Raw genomic sequence first — 17,817 nt, 5'->3', positions numbered from 1 at the left:
CTTCTAGGCTTGCTAGGCCTTACTGCTCGCATAAATTTTGAAATTTTAAGTTGATTCTCTTATATAATTCGTGGGTTTGCCCTGAGGTGGTTTATAGCTTTTAAACTATACTTGCTCTGACAAGTAGTAAAAGTTAGATAGTTATATTTATGCCTTTGTTGGCGTTTTTTTTAAAATGAAAGCTCGTCTATCAAGAAGGTTATACTTAAAGTAAATTATAACAATAGCTATTGTGTAGGTTTATTTCGAGCTTAAAAAAAATCAAATATTCATTGTTTTGATATAATTTAAAGAACAAAAGGTTTTTTATTTTTCATTAGTTATTTTAGGATAAAAATTTCAACATGGGTCAGATTATAACATTTGGGGAAGTGCTAATGCGTATTTCGCCAAGAGGTCATAAAAAGTTTGTGCAGTCTAATATTGTCGAATTTTATTTTGGGGGTACAGAATTAAATGTGGGAATCTCAATTTCAAATTTTGGTGGTAACGTGAAGCATATTAGTGCCGTATCAGATGATTTTATTGGTGATACGGCAATGACATATATTCGAAAATTTGGAGTTGATACATCATCCGTTATTAAATCGAAAAGACCTTTAGGAGTTTATTTTCTTGAAGTAGGCGCAGTTATTAGACCAAGCATGATTTCGTATAATCGATCACACTCCGCATTCTCAGAAATTGAACCTTCTAAAGTTAATTGGGAAAATGCCCTGACAGATGGCGAGTGGATGCACTGGACAGGTATTACGCCTGCATTATCTCAAGGAGCTTTCGACGTACTTAAAAACGGATTGAAGCTTGCAAGAGAAAAGGGTATGGCTGTTTCTGCGGACCCAACGTACCGTAGCGGACTTTGGCAGTATGGTCAAGACCCAAAAGCGGCATTAACTGAACTGTTGCATTATTCTACGATTTTTATCGGCGGAGTTAATGAAATTAACGAAGTTCTAGGTACAGATTATGGGTATGGTAATGATGATTTTATTGAAGCTAGCAAGCAATTGATGGAAAAATTTCCTACGATAGAAAAGGTATTCGATAAAATTAGAACATCATTGAATAGCTCTTGGCACAAAATTAGGGCTAGAATGTGGAATGGTATTGAATTTAGAGAAACTGTAGATATAGATATTACCCATGTTGTTGACCGTATTGGTACTGGCGACGCTTTCGCGGCTGGTTTAATTTACGGACTGCAACAATATGATGATTTTAAGGCCATGGATTTTGCAAGTGCAGCTTGTGCCTTAAAACATACTTATGACGGCGATGTAAACTTCGCAACTGTTAATGAGGTCAATAATATTATTGCAGGAAATATTACCGGTAGGTTGGTGAGATAAAATTTTTCTACTGCTACTTAAGCTTAATTGAGGAATATATTTATAGGTCATTTAAAAAGTGTCGAGACTTAATTAAACAATAGCATTGGTTTTAATTGAACCAGATATTGAACATGATAGTTTAACGGTATTGTAAATAGTGCCATATTTTTCAATATTCTTTTTCAAGAGCGATGTGTTTAATTTATCATCATCGCTAAAAATGGTTAAGCTGTAAATAATGTTGTCCATTCTAGGAGGATTATCAAGTCGTTCTGCCTTAACTTCTAAAGTTGTTCGGTTATAAGTAAACTTCATCATCTCAGAAAATCGCTCCACATTTTTAAGCATGCAAGCGGCAAATGAACCTAAGAACAATTCTGCAGGATTAGGTAGCACCTCTGATGTTTTAGCTGTAGTTCCAAAATCAATATCAGATTGCTTAATATGAATTTCAGCATCATTATTGTACGTCGAAGAAGCCTTTATTTGATAATTCATCATTATAATATTTTTCAATTTAAAAACATCTTATTATGGTATTGAAATTTAAAACCAATAACCCAGTCAATTTTTATTTAAAAATCCATCACCGTAATATAGTATGAGGTCTGAGTTTCATACACTTATTTCTAAGGTAAAAGTAAGGTGAGTGAGTTTTATGAAATATGACCAAGGTCATACTCCAGTAGTTATGGCGAGCTAAATTTATTAAGTAGATGATTCTAGAACAAGTAACGACCCTGATATAAAATTATCATTTATACCAATAGATAATAAAAATATAAGTTTAAGGCAACGGTGATTTAAGTTTTATTCACTTCATTTTTAAATTGAGATAAGCATAACATGAGAATAAAGTTTCAGCTTAGAATTTGCTGTTATCAATTCAAAGAGGCTGTTAAGCTTCATTGAAAATGATATATAAGACAAAGTTCAAAGTATTAAACGGCTTTTTTTTCTGACAGATATTTCCAATAACGCTTTGGTACATGTTGAACATGTAACTTGTTATTAATACGAGATTTTATGGTGGTGCTTTTAAAATAATTATTCCAAAGGTCTTGATATTCAAATTCAACATCTGTAAAAGCAGCACTTTTCTGTATACTATTGGTATGAATATCAGATAAGTCTAATGAAATGATTTCAACAGTATTTAAATCATAGTATAGTCCGTATTTACGTTTTACATCATAAATGATCCATTGTTGGTCAGCGTATCTATTTCTAAAATGTTTAGAGATTAAAGGTAGTACATCAAAATCTGGTTCTATATTGGCAAAATACACATCATCTTTAGTAAGCTGAAATCGGACAAAAGCCTCCATTCTGTGTTTTTCTCTTCCTACTTTATGCGCTAGCTGATTAATTTTTAAAATACCGGCATCGCTAAAATCTGTAGCACCTAAATATGTGCCTCCCATTAATTTTTGAATATAATAATAGAGTAGTGCTTCAATATTATTCTGTTCGCTTAAAAAAGCAAAGTAGATATTCTTTATTGCTGAATTACTTTTTTTTCGCACTCCATTCCAAACGCGTTGTGCTTTTTCAACATTGGTAAAAATCGTTTCGGTCTCTGCAAACAGTCCACTTTGAAATTGACTATTTTTTTGAATATCGGCGTGAGTTAATTTTTGTTCAAAGCCAATAAAAACAGCAGTTAAAAAACCATTAAAACTACCATCGTAAACTAAAGTTTTTGAAGCATTCATATAACTAGTTTTAGAAGTTGAAGAAAAATATTCGTGATACAATTTTTGCTCTTTTTTTAATCTTTATTTTTAATAATACCATTTGGTATCCTATTGCTAGTATTTGACTCTGACTACGGTCAATAACAGTATTTGAAATTGATATATTTGTCGAGTTCAAGGTGTTATTAATATTTTCCATAGTCTACTAAGTTTATTAAATTATAAGTTTAGTTAAATAGAGATAATTGATTGTTATAACGAGCTTTGAATTTGCTATTTTGAGTTTGTAAAATCATACTTTTTATGGTAGGCGCATCTAGGTCTCGTCGTTCCCAATCAGAGGAGTTACAGACAATAAAATACTTTGCACGATTAAGGGCAATCCCCATTTTTTTTAAATGCTCCCAGTTAAGATTCCGATATTTTCTACCGCTAATTATCTTGTGTACAGACCCCATACCGATGCCCGGAATTCTCGCTAACATTCGTGGTTCTGCTTTATTAATATCTACAGGAAAATGATTTAGATTTCGAAGTGCCCACATTAATTTGGGATCTATATCCATATCTAAATTCGGATTATTGGTATCTAAAATTTCATTCACACTAAATCCATAAAACCGAAGTAACCAATCTGTTTGGTATAATCTATTTTCACGTAGCATGGGTACCTGACTACCCAATGCCGGTAAACGACTATCGGTTGAAATAGGTACGTACCCCGAATAATAAACCCGCTTCATATTGTAATTCTTATAGAAGTGGGTGGCTGAGTACATAATATCTTTATCGCTTTCGCCGGTAGCACCAACTATCATTTGCGTACTTTGACCTGCCGGAGCATATTTTGCGGTGCTTTTAATAATTTTACGCTCTTCGGTGTATCGTATAATTTCATTTTTCACCTTCAGCATAGGTTTAATAAAGTCTTCATGCTTTTTGTCTGGCGCTAAAAGTTTAAGGCCGGATATAGTGGGGATTTCAATATTGACCGATAAACGGTCAGCATATAATCCGGCCTCATACATTAATTCATCACTAGCACCAGGTATTGATTTAAGGTGAATGTACCCGTTAAAGTTTTCTTCTTCCCGAAGTTTTTTGGCAACGGCTATCAACCGTTCCATAGTGTGATCGGCACTTTTAAAAATACCAGAACTTAAGAATAGTCCTTCTATATAATTTCTTCTATAAAAATTGATGGTTAAATCAACTACCTCTTGTATTTTAAAAGCAGCTCTTTGAATATCATTGCTTTTACGGGTAACACAATAGGCACAATCAAAAATACAATGGTTGGTCAGCAAAATTTTCAACAATGAAACACAACGACCATCTTCGGTGTAAGTATGGCAAATACCATTACCGGTATCACCAAGACCATTGTCCTTATTTTTGCGATTGCTACCGCTACTAGAACAAGACACGTCGTATTTTGCAGCATCTGCCAATATGTTTAATTTTTCTTTAATGCGATTAATATCCATAGCAATTAGTAATTATTCCAAAATTATGGATTAATTCCTAATTATGGAAATATTCCAAATATTATTTTGGATATAGTCCATAATCACTATATTTGGAGTATAAAGAAGTATTAAAATCTTTATTAAGCTGAAAAGATTATGGAAAACGAACTGACATTAAAGCGATTTACCGACTTAAGAAGGGAGCTAGGCTTTACACAAGCAGATTTTGCCGCGCTCATTGGTGTATCTAATACAACAGCCGATATAGAGCGTGGTAGAACCAAATTATCTGGTAAAGTAGTGTCAGAATTATTAAAACAGTTTAAAATAAATCCGCTTTGGTTGTTTGGCGAAAGTGAAGAGCAATATTTAGAGACTTCAAAGACTAGTGTAATACCTAAAGTGGTAACTGTCGATTCTGCCAATCGCGACAACATGGTTTTGGTAAATGCAAAAGCTGCTGCTGGGTATCCTCAGAATATTGCAGATACTAGTTGGTATCAACAATTACCTGCATTCGATTTACCTATTCCAGAATTTAGAAATGCAACCTATCGAGGGTTTCAAGTAGAAGGTGATAGTATGTTACCAAATTTACATCCTGGCGAATGGGTTTTGGCAAAAGCAATAGAGCATATAGATTATGTTAACGCCAATAAAATGTATGTAGTTGTATTACAAGATTCGATTATGGTAAAGAAAATTGAAAAGCGACCGAATTCAAATAATATTACTTTAATATCTTTAAATGAAACCTATCCGCCTTATGATATAAAACCATTTCAGATTCAAGAAATTTGGGAAGTAAGTAGTAAAATTACTTTTAATGTTGATGCTACAACTGATAATGGTCTTTTACGTCAATTACAAGAGTCGATGAATGAGTTAAAAGATCAATTACAACATGTTAAGAAGGTTAATTAAACAATAGCTTTAATTTTTTTTAATATACAATCCGCTTTCTTTTAATTTAAATCCTAAGCTTTTATAAAGGGAAATTGCTGCAGTCCTGTGTTGACCACTGAATAGCAGTACATCGTCAAGTTTTGATTTTTCCGCCTGTTCTAGCAGTTTTTCCATTAGCTTTCTGCCAATACCTTGACCTCTATATTTAGAAGAAACTACTACATCTTCAATCATTCCCTTGTGTCCAGATACTACTTTATATTTAGCCATCATAGCAATGCCAACCAAAATATCATCATCCATACATATGGCAACAACAGTTGTGTTATAATCAGATAATGCAGAAGCTAAGTCTAGTTGAGTTAGCTCTGCATTCAATTGTTTATAAAGTTCAGTCAGCTGAGATTGTAAGTCTGCCGTAACTTCGTTTAAGGTAATTAGTTTAATATCCATATACTTAGTTTCTTTAAAAATTTAAAATTACTTCAATTTCTTCGATTAGGGTAATCTGGAGATACCCTATAAAATGATTATATTAAGAGAATAGAAATCTTATTATAATTATGAGGACACTACTATTGATTACTCTATTTCTAAATTCTTTCTCATTAAGTGGTCAAACAGAGACTGAAAAATTACGCGTTGGTTACACTGCTGCGGCACCATTTATATTTCAAAGTGGAGAAAATTTAGAAGGCTTAAACGTTTGGTTATGGAAAAGGGTGGCTAGTGATTTGAATATTGAATACGAGTTGATACCTATGGAATTTTCACCAATGTTAGATTCACTTCGTTCTGGCGGAATTGATTTAAGTATTAATCCGTTAACCATTACCAGTCAACGTAGTAAAGAAATGGAGTTCACACATTCTTTTTACGCCTCTAATGCGACAATAGCTATTGCCGAAGTATCTTCTTTTGATAAGTTTAAGCAGTTCGTAGGCGGATTTTTCAATGCCGGGTTCTTAAGTGGTTTGTTGATTTTACTAATTATTATTTTTCTGTTTGGGGTTTTAGGTTGGTTGTTCGAACGAAAAATGAATCCGGATGCATTTAGATCTGGAAGCAGAGGGTTGTGGGACGGTATGTGGTGGTCTGCGGTAACCTTAACTACTGTTGGTTATGGTGATAAAGCACCGGTAACTAAGCTAGGAAAACTTACTGCTTTACTATTAATGTTTGGCGGACTCTTATTTATTTCAGGATTAACAGCGAGCATAGCATCAAGTTTAACCGTGAATCTACTTACTAATAACCCCGATGGTTTCAATGAATTTAAAGATAGGGCAGTGGGTACTATTGCCAATTCTGGCACTGAAAATTTCTTATCAGAACATTTTTTTAGAGATATACGTAAGTACACTAATGTGCCGACGGGTTTAAAAGATTTAGATAAAGGTATATTAAAGGCTTTCATGTATGATGAGCCTATATTAAAATATGCCATTCAGCGAGATTCTGCATTACATAAATTAGAGTTGCTGCCCGTAAAATTTGATATTCAATTTTATGCCTTCGGACTCCCAAAAACGCATATAGAATTAGAGCAGCGCATTTCGCAGCGAATCTTAGAAATAGTAGAAACTGAAGAATGGGATATGGTTTTAAATGAATATAGTTTGGCAGAATTTTAGCCTTTACGACGTTCTAGTAAAACCATCATCATTAAACTTAATATGATAATATCGTCATCATTTCCATTCAGTTTTTTTACTTCACTAACTTTAAATCGACGACCTACTAAAGATTTTTCTTTAGATAAGCGCACAACGGTTTCATTGTTGCCGTTTATAACCAAATACGCAGGGTTCAAAAATAAACCTGTAAAAAGATTAATTACGGGTATTTGCCCTACTAAGCCATCCAAAACTTTTACCCAAGCATTCTCTTCTCTAATAGTGTATTTGAGTTGTTTATTTTGGTCAAATATTTCATAATGCGCTTTCCAAATCGATGCCCAGCCTTTGCGACCTATTTTACCAAATTCTTTACCAGATGGGTCCGAAAAAGAATAACATGCCGAGAAGTCAATCCATCTATCTGCCTTTATATTGTAAAGTAAATTCGTTTTACTATCATTTTGATAAACGCCAACAGCCTCTTTAAATTTAAAAAGTTTCTGTTTTACAAAGGCAACCATATTGCCATTGGCATCAACTGCAGAAAAATCGTTCGATAGTGTGCCAATATGGAATTTGAAATCTAAAGGAAATATATAGTCTTGCATATAATGATTTGCTTAAGTGAAATAGATAAACTGCTATTGAGTATTTAAATTTTAGTGAGTGCCTTTGACATCGCCCATTGATATAGAAAACGGACCAAGTTTATGTTGGGTAGGTAAGAATACACCACTCTCCGTTTCTATCCAATCTTCCCAAGAAGCTACAACGCCACCAATTGGGATTATTTTTGTCCAAAGTTTAAAGCTTTTTGGTCTTCCGCTAGGTTCTATAATCCACAAATATGAATCACCAGGTGTATCGCCGCCTTGAGTATAAGTTACAAGCAGTGCCTCAGAGCCATCCTCTAAATTAACCAAGTAACGTTCGGTACCGCGATCAAAAGTTTTAAACGGCGCAACTAACCAAAAAGAATCATTATTAAAATAGCTTTGAGCTTTTTCAATTAATTCTTGAGTTTTCTCATAAGACGCAGGTTCGTTGTTGATCGTAGCAGTACTTGAATGCGGGGTGATCAAATCTAAGTTGACAACAACATCATCATAACCAACTACAACTATTTGTTTTTCCCTATCCCATTTGTACGTATGATTACCGCGAAAAGACCATTCTAAAATTTTGGTATTATTGAAATTTTTGTAATTGAGTGCGTCGAACATTCTGTACGCCAAAGCGTCAGCTTCAGGTCCGGATTCACCAGTAGGTACAGGTTCATTATAGAGATAATATAAAACACCGTAGGCAATTGCGGCAAGTAATATGAAAATACCAATTAACTTAAATAATTTCTTTAGCATAATATGTTCAAATAATTCATTTGTAAGTCATTGTAACTGAAGCATAATCTATTAAATTTCAAATTTAGTTTTACCTAAAACCCTACAGCAGCATCATCTCCGCGTTTATCGGCACCACCTTCAAGTTTGCCATTTGATAAAACACGTATTGCATCTACTTTGCCTATAATAGGGGTTCTTTCTTCATTGATGATATACCCTTTAGATTTTAGCTCATCGGTTAAGGTCGATGAAAAGCCCTCTGGTTCAAAGATGACCATGTCAGGTAGCCATTGATGGTGAAAACGCGGAGCGTTAACAGCATCTTGCATACTCATTTTAAACTCATATCCATTTAGAATTGTTTGAGCTACTGCAGTAATAATTGTAGATCCACCCGGTGTGCCGACAACCATCCATAACTTCCCATCGCGTTCAACGATAGTTGGGGTCATGCTACTTAACATTCGTTTTTCGGCTGCTATACTATTTGCTTCGGCACCAACAAGACCGAACATATTCGGTATACCGGCTTTAGCACTGAAATCATCCATTTCATTATTTAGGAAGAAGCCTAACTCATCTGAATACAACTTTGAGCCATATGCGCCGTTTAGTGTAGTTGTTACCGATACAGCATTGCCTTCTTGATCAACAATAGAGTAGTGGGTAGTTTCCATACTTTCAAGAATCTCAATATTGCCATGTTCTACTTCAGAAGATTTTGTTGCTTTGTCAAAAGAGAAGTTTGCCATTCTTTCGGCAAGATATTCATCACTTAGTAATTTGTCATAAGGTATTTCAACAAAGTCAGGGTCACCTAAAAAGTAGTTTCTATCTGCATAGGCTCTTCTAGATGCTTCGTTAAACAATTGAACCATTTTTGGAGAATTGTGTCCTAGTTTTGCAACATCATATTTTTCCATCATTTTGAAAATTTGATTAATGGTAATACCACCACTGCTAGGCGGACTCATAGAAATAATATGCAGGTCTTTATAATTAAAACTTATAGGATCTCTCCATACCGCTTGGTATTTTTCTAAATCTTCTTCAGTAACAAAGCCACCTTTCTCTTGAATGAATGCGGCAAGCTTTTTTGCAACTTCCCCTTTATAGAATCCGTCTCTACCATTTTTTGCGATACTTCTAAAGGTATTTGCTAAAGCAGGATACTTGATCGTATCGTTCATTTTATAAACAGTAGCGAATTTGGTACTATCGCCATTAACCTCTATAAATTTATCGCGTTGACTAGCTAATCTTTTTTCTTGATTTGCGGTTACCACAACGCCACGCTCTGCTAAGGCAATAACAGGTGCCATAATTTCTTCAAGGGGCAGAGAACCGAATTTTTTGTGCACCTCAATAATACCGGCGACGGTGCCAGGTACTCCAACGGCTGTAGCACCTAGTGTGCTCATGCCCGGTATAACGTTACCTAAAGAATCTAGGTACATATCTTTATGCGCAGACAATGGAGCTTTTTCACGATAATCTAGCGAGCCTACTTCACCATTAGCTTTTCTATACACCATAAAGCCGCCACCGCCAATATTACCGGCAAATGGGTAGGCAACAACTAAAGCAAGTTCTGTAGCGACCATTGCATCAAAAGCATTGCCGCCTTTTTGCATGATATCGCTACCAATTTTTGAAGCTTCTTCACGTGCCGATACTACCATCGCTTTATCTGTAACCGTACCTGTTGGTACCGCAGGATTCTCTTTACAACTGCCTAAAGTTATGAAGGCGACGAACAAAAGTGTTATTTTAATTTGGTTCATAAGTGATTAAATTAAAGGTTTAGGTTGGTTATATTAATATATTGATATTAATATATTTAATTTAAATTTTTTTTAATAAATGTAAAAAATGAAATATACAATTGGCCTATAATTACGTGTAATTTAATTTATTTTATTCGTATTATGACTTACCTCATAGGGTGTCACCAACCTCAAACACTTTTTTTTCATCTTAAATAAAGATTGCATCAGATGTTGTTATGTCATATTCTTCGTAATTAAGTTCGTCATCATCTGGGCAGCACATATTTGCGCAAAGAATATATAGCGTACAAAAAACATGTATTAAAAATGACCTTAGCATTGCATGTCTATTTAGTGAGTGAATCAAATTTTTGTTTAGAGAACGAAATTAGTTCTTCGAAGAACTCGGTAAACTCTGCTTCAAAAGCATCATAATGTTCTTCAAGGTCAATAATGGCAAAATTCATTTTAGATTTATTATTCGTTCTACGGTTCATACCGTTAAGCACGCGAGCAATGCCATCCATTTTCGAATAATTATATATCCAATTATCGGAAATCATATAAGGCATCATTTTTTTGACTCCGATAGGCAATATCTCGTAATTGTCTTCTAAAAGGTCATAGAAGTCATCCACAAAAACATCCAAAGGAATCTCAGAATATGTAGACCAGTTTTTGGCTAAGAAATGATCATAATAGATGTCAACGATAACTCGGCTGTAATGACTATAATTTTCATGAAGTCGTTTACTGCTAATTTTTGGTATTACGTGGGTATCGGTATACGTGTCTATCTGACGATGCAGTTTAATCCCTTTTTGAACTTTTATGGGTAAATGTTGAAATTTATTGGCGCGTATACTGTCAGCAATAAAGTTGCCAATGGTAATTTCTTTGTCATTAAAAGAGAGGTAGATATGCGCTAAAAAATTCATTCGACTATTTATTGCTTGGTAAGTCGAATTTACAAAGAAGGGCAATAGTGATAAGTATGATACGTTTATATTTGCAAAAAAACTTATTAAGATTATATGACACTAATAAAATCTATTTCAGGAATACGAGGAACAATTGGAGGTAAACCAGGAGACAATCTTACGCCTATTGATGCGGTAAAGTTTGCGGCTTCTTACGGGGTTTGGTTGAAAGACTATTCTAAAAAAGATAAATTGAAAGTTGTTATTGGTCGCGATGCCCGTTTGTCTGGTGAGATGATTCAGAATCTTGTGGTTTCTACTTTAGTAGGTTTAGGTATCGATGTGGTAGATTTAGATCTGTCTACTACACCAACCGTTGAAATTGCTGTACCAATGGAAAATGCCGATGGTGGTATAATCTTAACAGCAAGTCATAACCCAAAACAATGGAATGCTTTAAAGTTGTTGAATGAAAAAGGAGAATTCTTAGATGCTGCCCAGGGAGCTAAAATTCTTGAAATAGCAGAAAAGGAAGATTTCGATTTTTCTGATGTTGATGATTTAGGAGTGATAAATAGGAATGATAGTTATATAGATATACATATCGATGAAGTTTTAAACCTTTCTTTGGTTGATGCCGAAGTAGTTAAAAAAGCAAAATTCAAAGTAGTAGTAGATGGAGTGAATTCTACAGGTGGAATTGCTATACCAAAACTTTTAAAGGAATTCGGGGTAGAAGTGGTAGAGCTGTATTGCAAGCCAACAGGTCATTTTCCGCACAATCCAGAGCCATTAAAAGAGCATTTAAAAGATATCTGTGATTTAGTGGTTAAAGAAAAAGCCGATTTTGGTATCGTAGTAGATCCAGATGTTGACCGTTTGGCATTCATTAGTAACGATGGTGAAATGTTTGGGGAAGAGTATACGTTAGTTGCTTGTGCCGATTATGTATTAGGTAAAACAAAAGGTAATACGGTTTCTAACCTATCATCTTCTCGTGCTTTACGCGATATTACCCAAAAGCATGGTGGTACTTATGAAGCTGCTGCAGTAGGTGAAGTAAACGTGGTTACTAAAATGAAGGCTAATAATGCTATTATTGGTGGTGAAGGTAATGGCGGAATCATATATCCAGAAAGTCACTATGGTCGAGATTCATTAGTAGGTACAGCGTTATTTTTAATGTTGATGGCAGAAAAAGGTGGTACTGTGGCTGAATTAAGAGCTAGCTACCCAAGTTATTTTATGAGTAAAAAGAAAATTGAGTTGACACCTGGTTTAGATGTTGATGGAATTTTAAAATCTATGGCTGAAAAGTATGCAAACGAAGAGTTGTCTACTATTGATGGTGTAAAGATTGATTTTGCAGAAAACTGGGTTCATTTAAGAAAATCGAATACAGAGCCAATTATAAGAATTTATACAGAAGCTAAAAGTCAGGATGAAGCTGATGGATTAGCAGATAGAATTATTGGTGAGATAAAATCTATAGCAGGTTTATAAGAATCATATTTGCCGATAAAAAAAACCGGAAGCAGTTTAACTGCTTCCGGTTTTTTATTTTCTATAATTTTAACTTACATCAGCAAAAGCTGCAGGTTTTTTACCTCTATGTTTCCAACGTTTGTGGGTCCATAAATAATATTCAGGTTTTTCTCGAATTTGTTCTTCGGTCAGTCTTAAGAATTTGTCCGTGATTTCATGTTCTTCGGTCTCTTTGCTATTTATGGCAATAGGGATGAATTCCGCATTATAATGTCCTCGTTTTACTTTGCTTACTTTTAAGAATACTGTTGCTAGCCCTGTCTTTCGAGCTAAAGCTTCGCCTCCATTGAATATAGGAACAGTTATTCCCATGAAATCTGTCCAATAATGCGCTCTATGCGCTTGTGGTGATTGATCACTTACCATACCGTAAGTGGCACGAACATTATTTCTGTAATTCTGAATGACCGTTTTGGCCGTTTGTGCTTGGGTTATTAAAGTAGTATTCCATCTAGCTCTAGTTTTTCTGATGAAATTATCAAAATAAGAGTTGTTTATTTTTTGATAAACTGCATATCCTTTAGAGTTTACATAGTTATTGATGCTTACGTTCCATTCCCAATTGGCATAATGTGCACATAAAATAATAATACTTCGTTCTTTTTCGATTTCCAGTAAAACTTCAGGATTTACTAGGTGGTATTTTTTAGCAACAGTCTCTTTACTAAGGTTCATAGTTTTGACCATTTCTAAAAACATATCACAAAGGTGTTTGTAGAATTCCTTTTCAATACGATGAATTTCATCCGTAGACTTATCTGGAAAGACCAAATTCAAGTTTTCTTGTACCACTTTTCTTCTATATCCGAATACACGATATATAAAGAAACAGGCAATATCAGATAAACCATAAAATAGGTGATGTGGCAAAATGGAAACAATCCATAAAAATGGATAGATCAAAACAAAGGCCAATAGTTGCATTCTCAAAAAATTATGGGCAAATATAGTTATATTTGACGCCAAATAAAGGGCAGATAATGTACAACATTGATATAGCGACCATAGCAATTATTGCTGCAAATGTATTAGTATCACTGAAGGGGTTCAATGATACTACTTTCTTCGAACGATATAAATTTAGTATTGGGGCTATTAAGGCAGGTCAAAAAGAGCGCATGGCAACATCGGGATTTCTGCATGTAGATATTTCACATTTATTGTTTAATATGCTTACCCTTTATTTCTTTGCAGGTGTAGTTATTAATTGGTTTGGCACCACTCAATTCTTAATCATTTATGCTGTAAGTCTTATTGGCGGTAGCTTGTTGGCTTTAAGTTTTCATAAAGACGAACCCTATTATTCTGCGGTTGGTGCAAGTGGTGCTGTAACAGGTATATTATATGCTGCAATTCTTTTACAGCCAAATATGCAGTTAGGTATTATGTTTATTCCAATTCCGGTTCCTGCATATGTTGTTGGTATCGGTTATTTATTATATTCTATTTATGGAATGAAAAAGCGCCTAGGTAATATTGGGCATACTGCTCATTTTGGGGGTGCTATTGGGGGGTATGCTTGTACCTTATTGTTCATGCCCAGTCTTTTGCAGACAGAAACACTTATGGTCGGTTTATTAGCATTGCCAATTGTACTGTTATTGGTGCTTGAGAAAATGGGTAAGATTTAGATCGATTTCCTTTTTTTTGGAATAAAGTGTTTAATTCACCCTAATTAAGTGCATTTCATCGTTTTTACCTATATATAGACAACATTCGCAGAGCTCGGGTCGTTATTGCAAAAACCCCGATTAAAATGAAATCAACCCTATCTACCAGAAAAGTATGGCTAATGGTTATTGCTGCTTCATTTTTTGTTGCCAGTTGTAGTGATGAAACTACGATTTTTGAAAACCCTGAAGATAATTTGGTTAGTGAAACTGACCAATCTAAGCTTGACAATAGTGTAAGTTTTGAACGCACAGGAGTATTGGATATTTACGAAGATCCTATTGCTAGTGCTAAGCGCTATAATGCAACCGGTAAAGCAGAACAGGCAGGTGACTATCCGCTTACTTTAGTTGCGCAAATTGCGCCACCGACCTTTGCAAACGGTGAAAATCTAGCGGCTACCCATGTTGTACTAGATGGTGATTATGGCTATGTATCATATAATACAGTAGGTCAAGACTATGTAGGTGCTATCGACGTAATCGATATTAGTGACCCGAACAACCCTAGGGTAACATCAAGGGTATATTACACCAATGCCGATTTAAATTCAATCGCTTACGATAACGGCTATATTTATGTTGCCGGTGGTGTTGATTCAGAACAATCGGTTACTGCTACGGCAAACTCATTAGTTGCTAAAATCGCAGTTAGTGGTGGTAGAATGAATACTTCTAACATTACCTACGGCTTTCAAGAAGGGTTTAATGCTACAGATGTTCGTATTATTAACAACAATGTGGTAGTAACAAGTGGTCAAGATGGCTTCGTAGTAGTATATGATAAAAACGATTTAAGTGCTTTGAACGAGACTGCGTTTGCAGATTTACGTTCAGTAGCTTATAATGGTAGTGAAATTGCCGTTTTAGATGCTGCACAAGGTGTAAGCTTTTTAGATCAAAACTTGAATGTCTTAAGATCTATTGATATTGAGTCTGATTTTGGTGTTGACGCCAAACGTACTTTAGACTTTCTAAATGAAACTATTGTAGTTTCTGAGGGTACTAAGGGGGCCGGTGTTTATAATGCTGCTACTGGTAGCTTTATGGAGTATTTATCAATATTGACAAATCCTGAAAATGCCGAGCCAGGTGAAATTGTAACGAATGGTGTTGCAGTGAATGAAGATGTATTATTAATGGCTAACGGCGCAGGAGGGTTAAGTCTTTCTGAGAATAAAGATGACAGTACAAATGGTGTTGGGGTAATTGAACTAACAGGGTCAATTAACTATGTAGCTTCAAAAGGAGATTATATTTTTGCAGCATCAGGTAAATCTGGTTTTCAGATTATAAAATTAAATAGACCAACAGAAAGTTTGGTAAGTAGTTGCGAGAATCTTGCCTCATTCAGCGGAAGTTCAACCTATACCGTAGAACAAGGTAATGAGCAAGCCTTTTCAGGTTCTAAACGATTTAATTCTTTAACTATAAACGGGTCATTGTTGTTATGCGGTTCTTGGACGGTAAAGGATGATTTAACGATAAACGAAAATGGAGTTTTTGAAATGAACGGCACCATAGTTATTGGCAGGGTAAACCGTCAAAGAGATATTGTGGTCAAAGCAGGGGCTACACTTCGTATTGAAGGTAATATGTCTATTTATGGAGATTTGATATTAGAGGAAGGTGCAACCTTAGAGTTCTTAGGTGAGAGCACTGTAGCAGCTGTTTGGGGGACTGTAAGCAAGGCAAATGGAGCGTCGATTATCGGTACATTCAATGATTATTATAATAAATTTTAATTTTATAAAAAGTAACTAAAAAAAAGCCCCAAGGTATATTCAACCTTGGGGCTTTTCTATTTTAAAAAGAAATCTTTAGTTTAAAAGTTCGGCAACTTTAGCTTCCAGTTCTGGTCCTCTTAAATTTTTTGCAACGATAATTCCGTTTTCATCCAATAAGAATGCTGCAGGTATTGCATCAACATTATAAAGCTTAGCAATTTGATCATCAAAGTAAGCAATGTTAGAAATATGATTCCATACTAATCCATCTTCCGCGATAGCTTTTTTCCAAGCTTCTTCTGTTCTATCCAACGAAACACCTAAAACGTTTAGACCTTTATCATGATATTTGTTGTATACAGCAACGATATTAGGGTTCTCAGCTCTACATGGTCTGCACCATCCTGCCCAAAAATCTATTAAAGTAACTTTTCCCATTACATCTTTCAAGGCAAGTTCAGTTCCATCAACACTAGGTCCAGAGAAGTCAGGAGCCTTAGCGCCAATACTTGAATTTTTACCAGCAGCTTCTGAAACTTTTAATTTCTCGATACTTTCTATAATTTGTTTACCCGGTTTAGAATTTTTTATTTCTTCAGATAGAGTTTTGTAAATTGCTTCGGCTTCTTCAAGGTCAACCGCTTTAGTAGCAAGGGCTCTGTCTAGTACCAATGCAGAAATTAATGCCTTCGGGTGATTTTTCACATAATCCAGCTCAAAGTTTTTATACTCCTCCTGCAATTCTTTCATTTCGTCTTGTAAAGCCAATGCAGCCTCGCCAGTAGCGTTTTGCTTATCTTTTTGAATAGATTGTGCTTGCATTGAAATCTCTCTAGACTGCTCCATGTAGTCAGCGAAAGTGTCATTTTGAAAAGTTCCACTAATATCGGCAAAGCCCATACTATCTCTTTGAGCGCTAAATTGAATTTCTCCGTTTTCTAAAATTACGGCAGTATAGCCAGGTAATTGTTCAACGAAAATATAATGAAGTTCAGGTATATCAGATTTTCCGGTAAATGTAAACTCACCATTTGTTGTGGTAGCAGTATCTACTTCCATTGGTTGATTGTTTTCTCCGATTTTTTTCAAGAAAACACGAGTGCCATCGGTCATTTCTCCTCTTAACTTACCATTCAGGGTAAAGCTTTCTGGCTTTGAGTTACAGCTAAATAACAATATACCTGTAAGCAGTATTACAATACTATTTTTCATAAATTTCACTTAGGTTAAGTTGCAAATGTACTTATATATAGGATATAAAAAAAGACCTCTAACGCAATGGTTAAAGGTCTTTGAAATTATGTTTTATTTAGGCTTAAAACTGATATCTAATGCCTAAACCTATATCAAAATCGAAATTATCAGAGAATCCGTCATAACCTACAACTCCTAATTCTGGTCTAAAATCTAAAGATAGTATTAGTGGAATGTCAAAATTGTACTCTATACCTATATCACCAGCGGCAAAAACAAAGAGTCCGCCGTCATCACCAGGAAAATCAACATTTCCTAATCCACCACCAACACCATAGTACCATTGAAAGTTCCCTTCAATTGTTCGCACCCATTGGTACAATCCGGCTATTTTAAATGCATTAAAATTTCTACTGTCTCTCCATCCTAAGTCAAATTCAACCCTTGTGTCGCGTGTAAGAGATTTTTGATAGCTGATTTCGGCACCGAAGCCGTCGCTATCTCCTAATCGTAATCCTAATGCATGATTCGATATTTCTTGTGCAGAAAGCGAGCAGGTTGCCATAAATAATAATACGCTAATACCTTTTAAAATCTTCATATAGTTCTTGTTTTTTGTGATTAAAA

17 protein-coding genes are annotated in these 17,817 nt (G+C 34.9%); 6 read left to right on the top strand and 11 right to left on the bottom strand.

Annotated features, from left to right (window positions below; all coding sequences use genetic code 11):
- Positions 1-344 precede the first annotated feature (344 nt).
- Complete coding sequence (locus ACEN2N_RS04920) at positions 345-1,349, top strand: sugar kinase (protein ID WP_441823279.1); 1,005 nt, start codon at positions 345-347, stop codon at positions 1,347-1,349.
- Positions 1,350-1,421: 72 nt separating this feature from the next.
- Here the strand turns inward: ACEN2N_RS04920 and ACEN2N_RS04915 are convergent, their stop codons facing one another.
- The 3 genes from ACEN2N_RS04915 to ACEN2N_RS04905 all read right to left on the bottom strand — a co-directional run bounded on the left by ACEN2N_RS04915 (position 1,422) and on the right by ACEN2N_RS04905 (position 4,515).
- Positions 1,422-1,832: an OsmC family protein gene (locus ACEN2N_RS04915; protein ID WP_441823278.1), complete on the bottom strand. Its 411-nt coding sequence runs from the start codon at positions 1,830-1,832 to the stop codon at positions 1,422-1,424.
- A 440-nt stretch (positions 1,833-2,272) separates the two neighbouring features.
- Positions 2,273-3,046 (bottom strand): TIGR03915 family putative DNA repair protein, encoded by a 774-nt coding sequence (locus ACEN2N_RS04910; RefSeq protein WP_441823277.1) that lies wholly within the window; start codon positions 3,044-3,046, stop codon positions 2,273-2,275.
- A gap of 209 nt (positions 3,047-3,255) precedes the next feature.
- The gene (locus tag ACEN2N_RS04905) at positions 3,256-4,515 is read right to left on the bottom strand and encodes a putative DNA modification/repair radical SAM protein (RefSeq protein WP_441823276.1); all 1,260 of its coding nucleotides are present in this window, start codon (positions 4,513-4,515) and stop codon (positions 3,256-3,258) included.
- A 138-nt stretch (positions 4,516-4,653) separates the two neighbouring features.
- On the opposite strand from ACEN2N_RS04905, the gene ACEN2N_RS04900 reads away from it, so the two are divergent.
- Positions 4,654-5,421 (top strand): XRE family transcriptional regulator, encoded by a 768-nt coding sequence (locus ACEN2N_RS04900; RefSeq protein WP_424000287.1) that lies wholly within the window; start codon positions 4,654-4,656, stop codon positions 5,419-5,421.
- A 9-nt stretch (positions 5,422-5,430) separates the two neighbouring features.
- On the opposite strand, the gene ACEN2N_RS04895 is transcribed toward ACEN2N_RS04900, so the two are convergent.
- Positions 5,431-5,856: a GNAT family N-acetyltransferase gene (locus tag ACEN2N_RS04895; RefSeq protein ID WP_441823275.1), complete on the bottom strand. Its 426-nt coding sequence runs from the start codon at positions 5,854-5,856 to the stop codon at positions 5,431-5,433.
- A 110-nt stretch (positions 5,857-5,966) separates the two neighbouring features.
- Here ACEN2N_RS04895 and ACEN2N_RS04890 point away from each other — a divergent pair, with 110 nt between their 5' ends.
- A complete protein-coding gene (locus ACEN2N_RS04890; RefSeq protein ID WP_441823274.1) occupies positions 5,967-7,037 on the top strand; it encodes a substrate-binding periplasmic protein in 1,071 nt (356 codons plus the stop codon).
- Here ACEN2N_RS04890 and ACEN2N_RS04885 read toward each other — a convergent pair.
- The 4 genes from ACEN2N_RS04885 to ACEN2N_RS04870 all read right to left on the bottom strand — a co-directional run bounded on the left by ACEN2N_RS04885 (position 7,034) and on the right by ACEN2N_RS04870 (position 11,072).
- On the bottom strand, positions 7,034-7,630 hold the full coding sequence (locus ACEN2N_RS04885; protein WP_441823273.1) for a hypothetical protein: 597 nt from the start codon (positions 7,628-7,630) through the stop codon (positions 7,034-7,036). The genes ACEN2N_RS04890 and ACEN2N_RS04885 overlap by 4 nt on opposite strands.
- A gap of 51 nt (positions 7,631-7,681) precedes the next feature.
- Entirely contained in the window at positions 7,682-8,383 is a 702-nt protein-coding gene (locus tag ACEN2N_RS04880; RefSeq protein WP_441823272.1) for a hypothetical protein, read from the bottom strand.
- Between the two features lie 74 nt (positions 8,384-8,457).
- Positions 8,458-10,149 (bottom strand): gamma-glutamyltransferase, encoded by a 1,692-nt coding sequence (gene ggt, locus ACEN2N_RS04875; protein ID WP_441823271.1) that lies wholly within the window; start codon positions 10,147-10,149, stop codon positions 8,458-8,460.
- Between the two features lie 332 nt (positions 10,150-10,481).
- Positions 10,482-11,072, bottom strand: coding sequence for an ACP phosphodiesterase (locus ACEN2N_RS04870; protein WP_441823270.1), 591 nt, complete (start codon positions 11,070-11,072; stop codon positions 10,482-10,484).
- A 96-nt stretch (positions 11,073-11,168) separates the two neighbouring features.
- On the opposite strand from ACEN2N_RS04870, the gene glmM reads away from it, so the two are divergent.
- On the top strand, positions 11,169-12,557 hold the full coding sequence (gene glmM / locus ACEN2N_RS04865) for a phosphoglucosamine mutase (RefSeq protein WP_441823269.1): 1,389 nt from the start codon (positions 11,169-11,171) through the stop codon (positions 12,555-12,557).
- A gap of 69 nt (positions 12,558-12,626) precedes the next feature.
- On the opposite strand, the gene ACEN2N_RS04860 is transcribed toward glmM, so the two are convergent.
- Positions 12,627-13,565, bottom strand: coding sequence for a lysophospholipid acyltransferase family protein (locus tag ACEN2N_RS04860; protein ID WP_441823268.1), 939 nt, complete (start codon positions 13,563-13,565; stop codon positions 12,627-12,629).
- 14 nt (positions 13,566-13,579) lie between these two features.
- Between ACEN2N_RS04860 and ACEN2N_RS04855 the strand changes: the two genes are divergently transcribed.
- On the top strand, positions 13,580-14,230 hold the full coding sequence (locus tag ACEN2N_RS04855; protein ID WP_441823267.1) for a rhomboid family intramembrane serine protease: 651 nt from the start codon (positions 13,580-13,582) through the stop codon (positions 14,228-14,230).
- Between the two features lie 125 nt (positions 14,231-14,355).
- Positions 14,356-16,014 carry a hypothetical protein gene (locus tag ACEN2N_RS04850; protein WP_441823266.1) on the top strand — a complete coding sequence of 553 codons (1,659 nt, stop codon included), beginning with the start codon at positions 14,356-14,358 and terminating at the stop codon, positions 16,012-16,014.
- A gap of 75 nt (positions 16,015-16,089) precedes the next feature.
- Here ACEN2N_RS04850 and ACEN2N_RS04845 read toward each other — a convergent pair whose 3' ends face one another.
- Both ACEN2N_RS04845 and ACEN2N_RS04840 read right to left on the bottom strand, forming a co-directional pair.
- Positions 16,090-17,208 (bottom strand): redoxin domain-containing protein, encoded by a 1,119-nt coding sequence (locus ACEN2N_RS04845; RefSeq protein WP_424000265.1) that lies wholly within the window; start codon positions 17,206-17,208, stop codon positions 16,090-16,092.
- A 103-nt stretch (positions 17,209-17,311) separates the two neighbouring features.
- The gene (locus ACEN2N_RS04840; RefSeq protein WP_424000263.1) at positions 17,312-17,791 is read right to left on the bottom strand and encodes a hypothetical protein; all 480 of its coding nucleotides are present in this window, start codon (positions 17,789-17,791) and stop codon (positions 17,312-17,314) included.
- Positions 17,792-17,817 lie beyond the last annotated feature (26 nt).

Origin of the sequence: Maribacter spongiicola, from assembly GCF_052119685.1 — a bacterium.
GTDB lineage: Bacteria > Bacteroidota > Bacteroidia > Flavobacteriales > Flavobacteriaceae > Maribacter > Maribacter spongiicola_A.
This window is presented reverse-complemented; position numbering and strand designations above follow the sequence as displayed.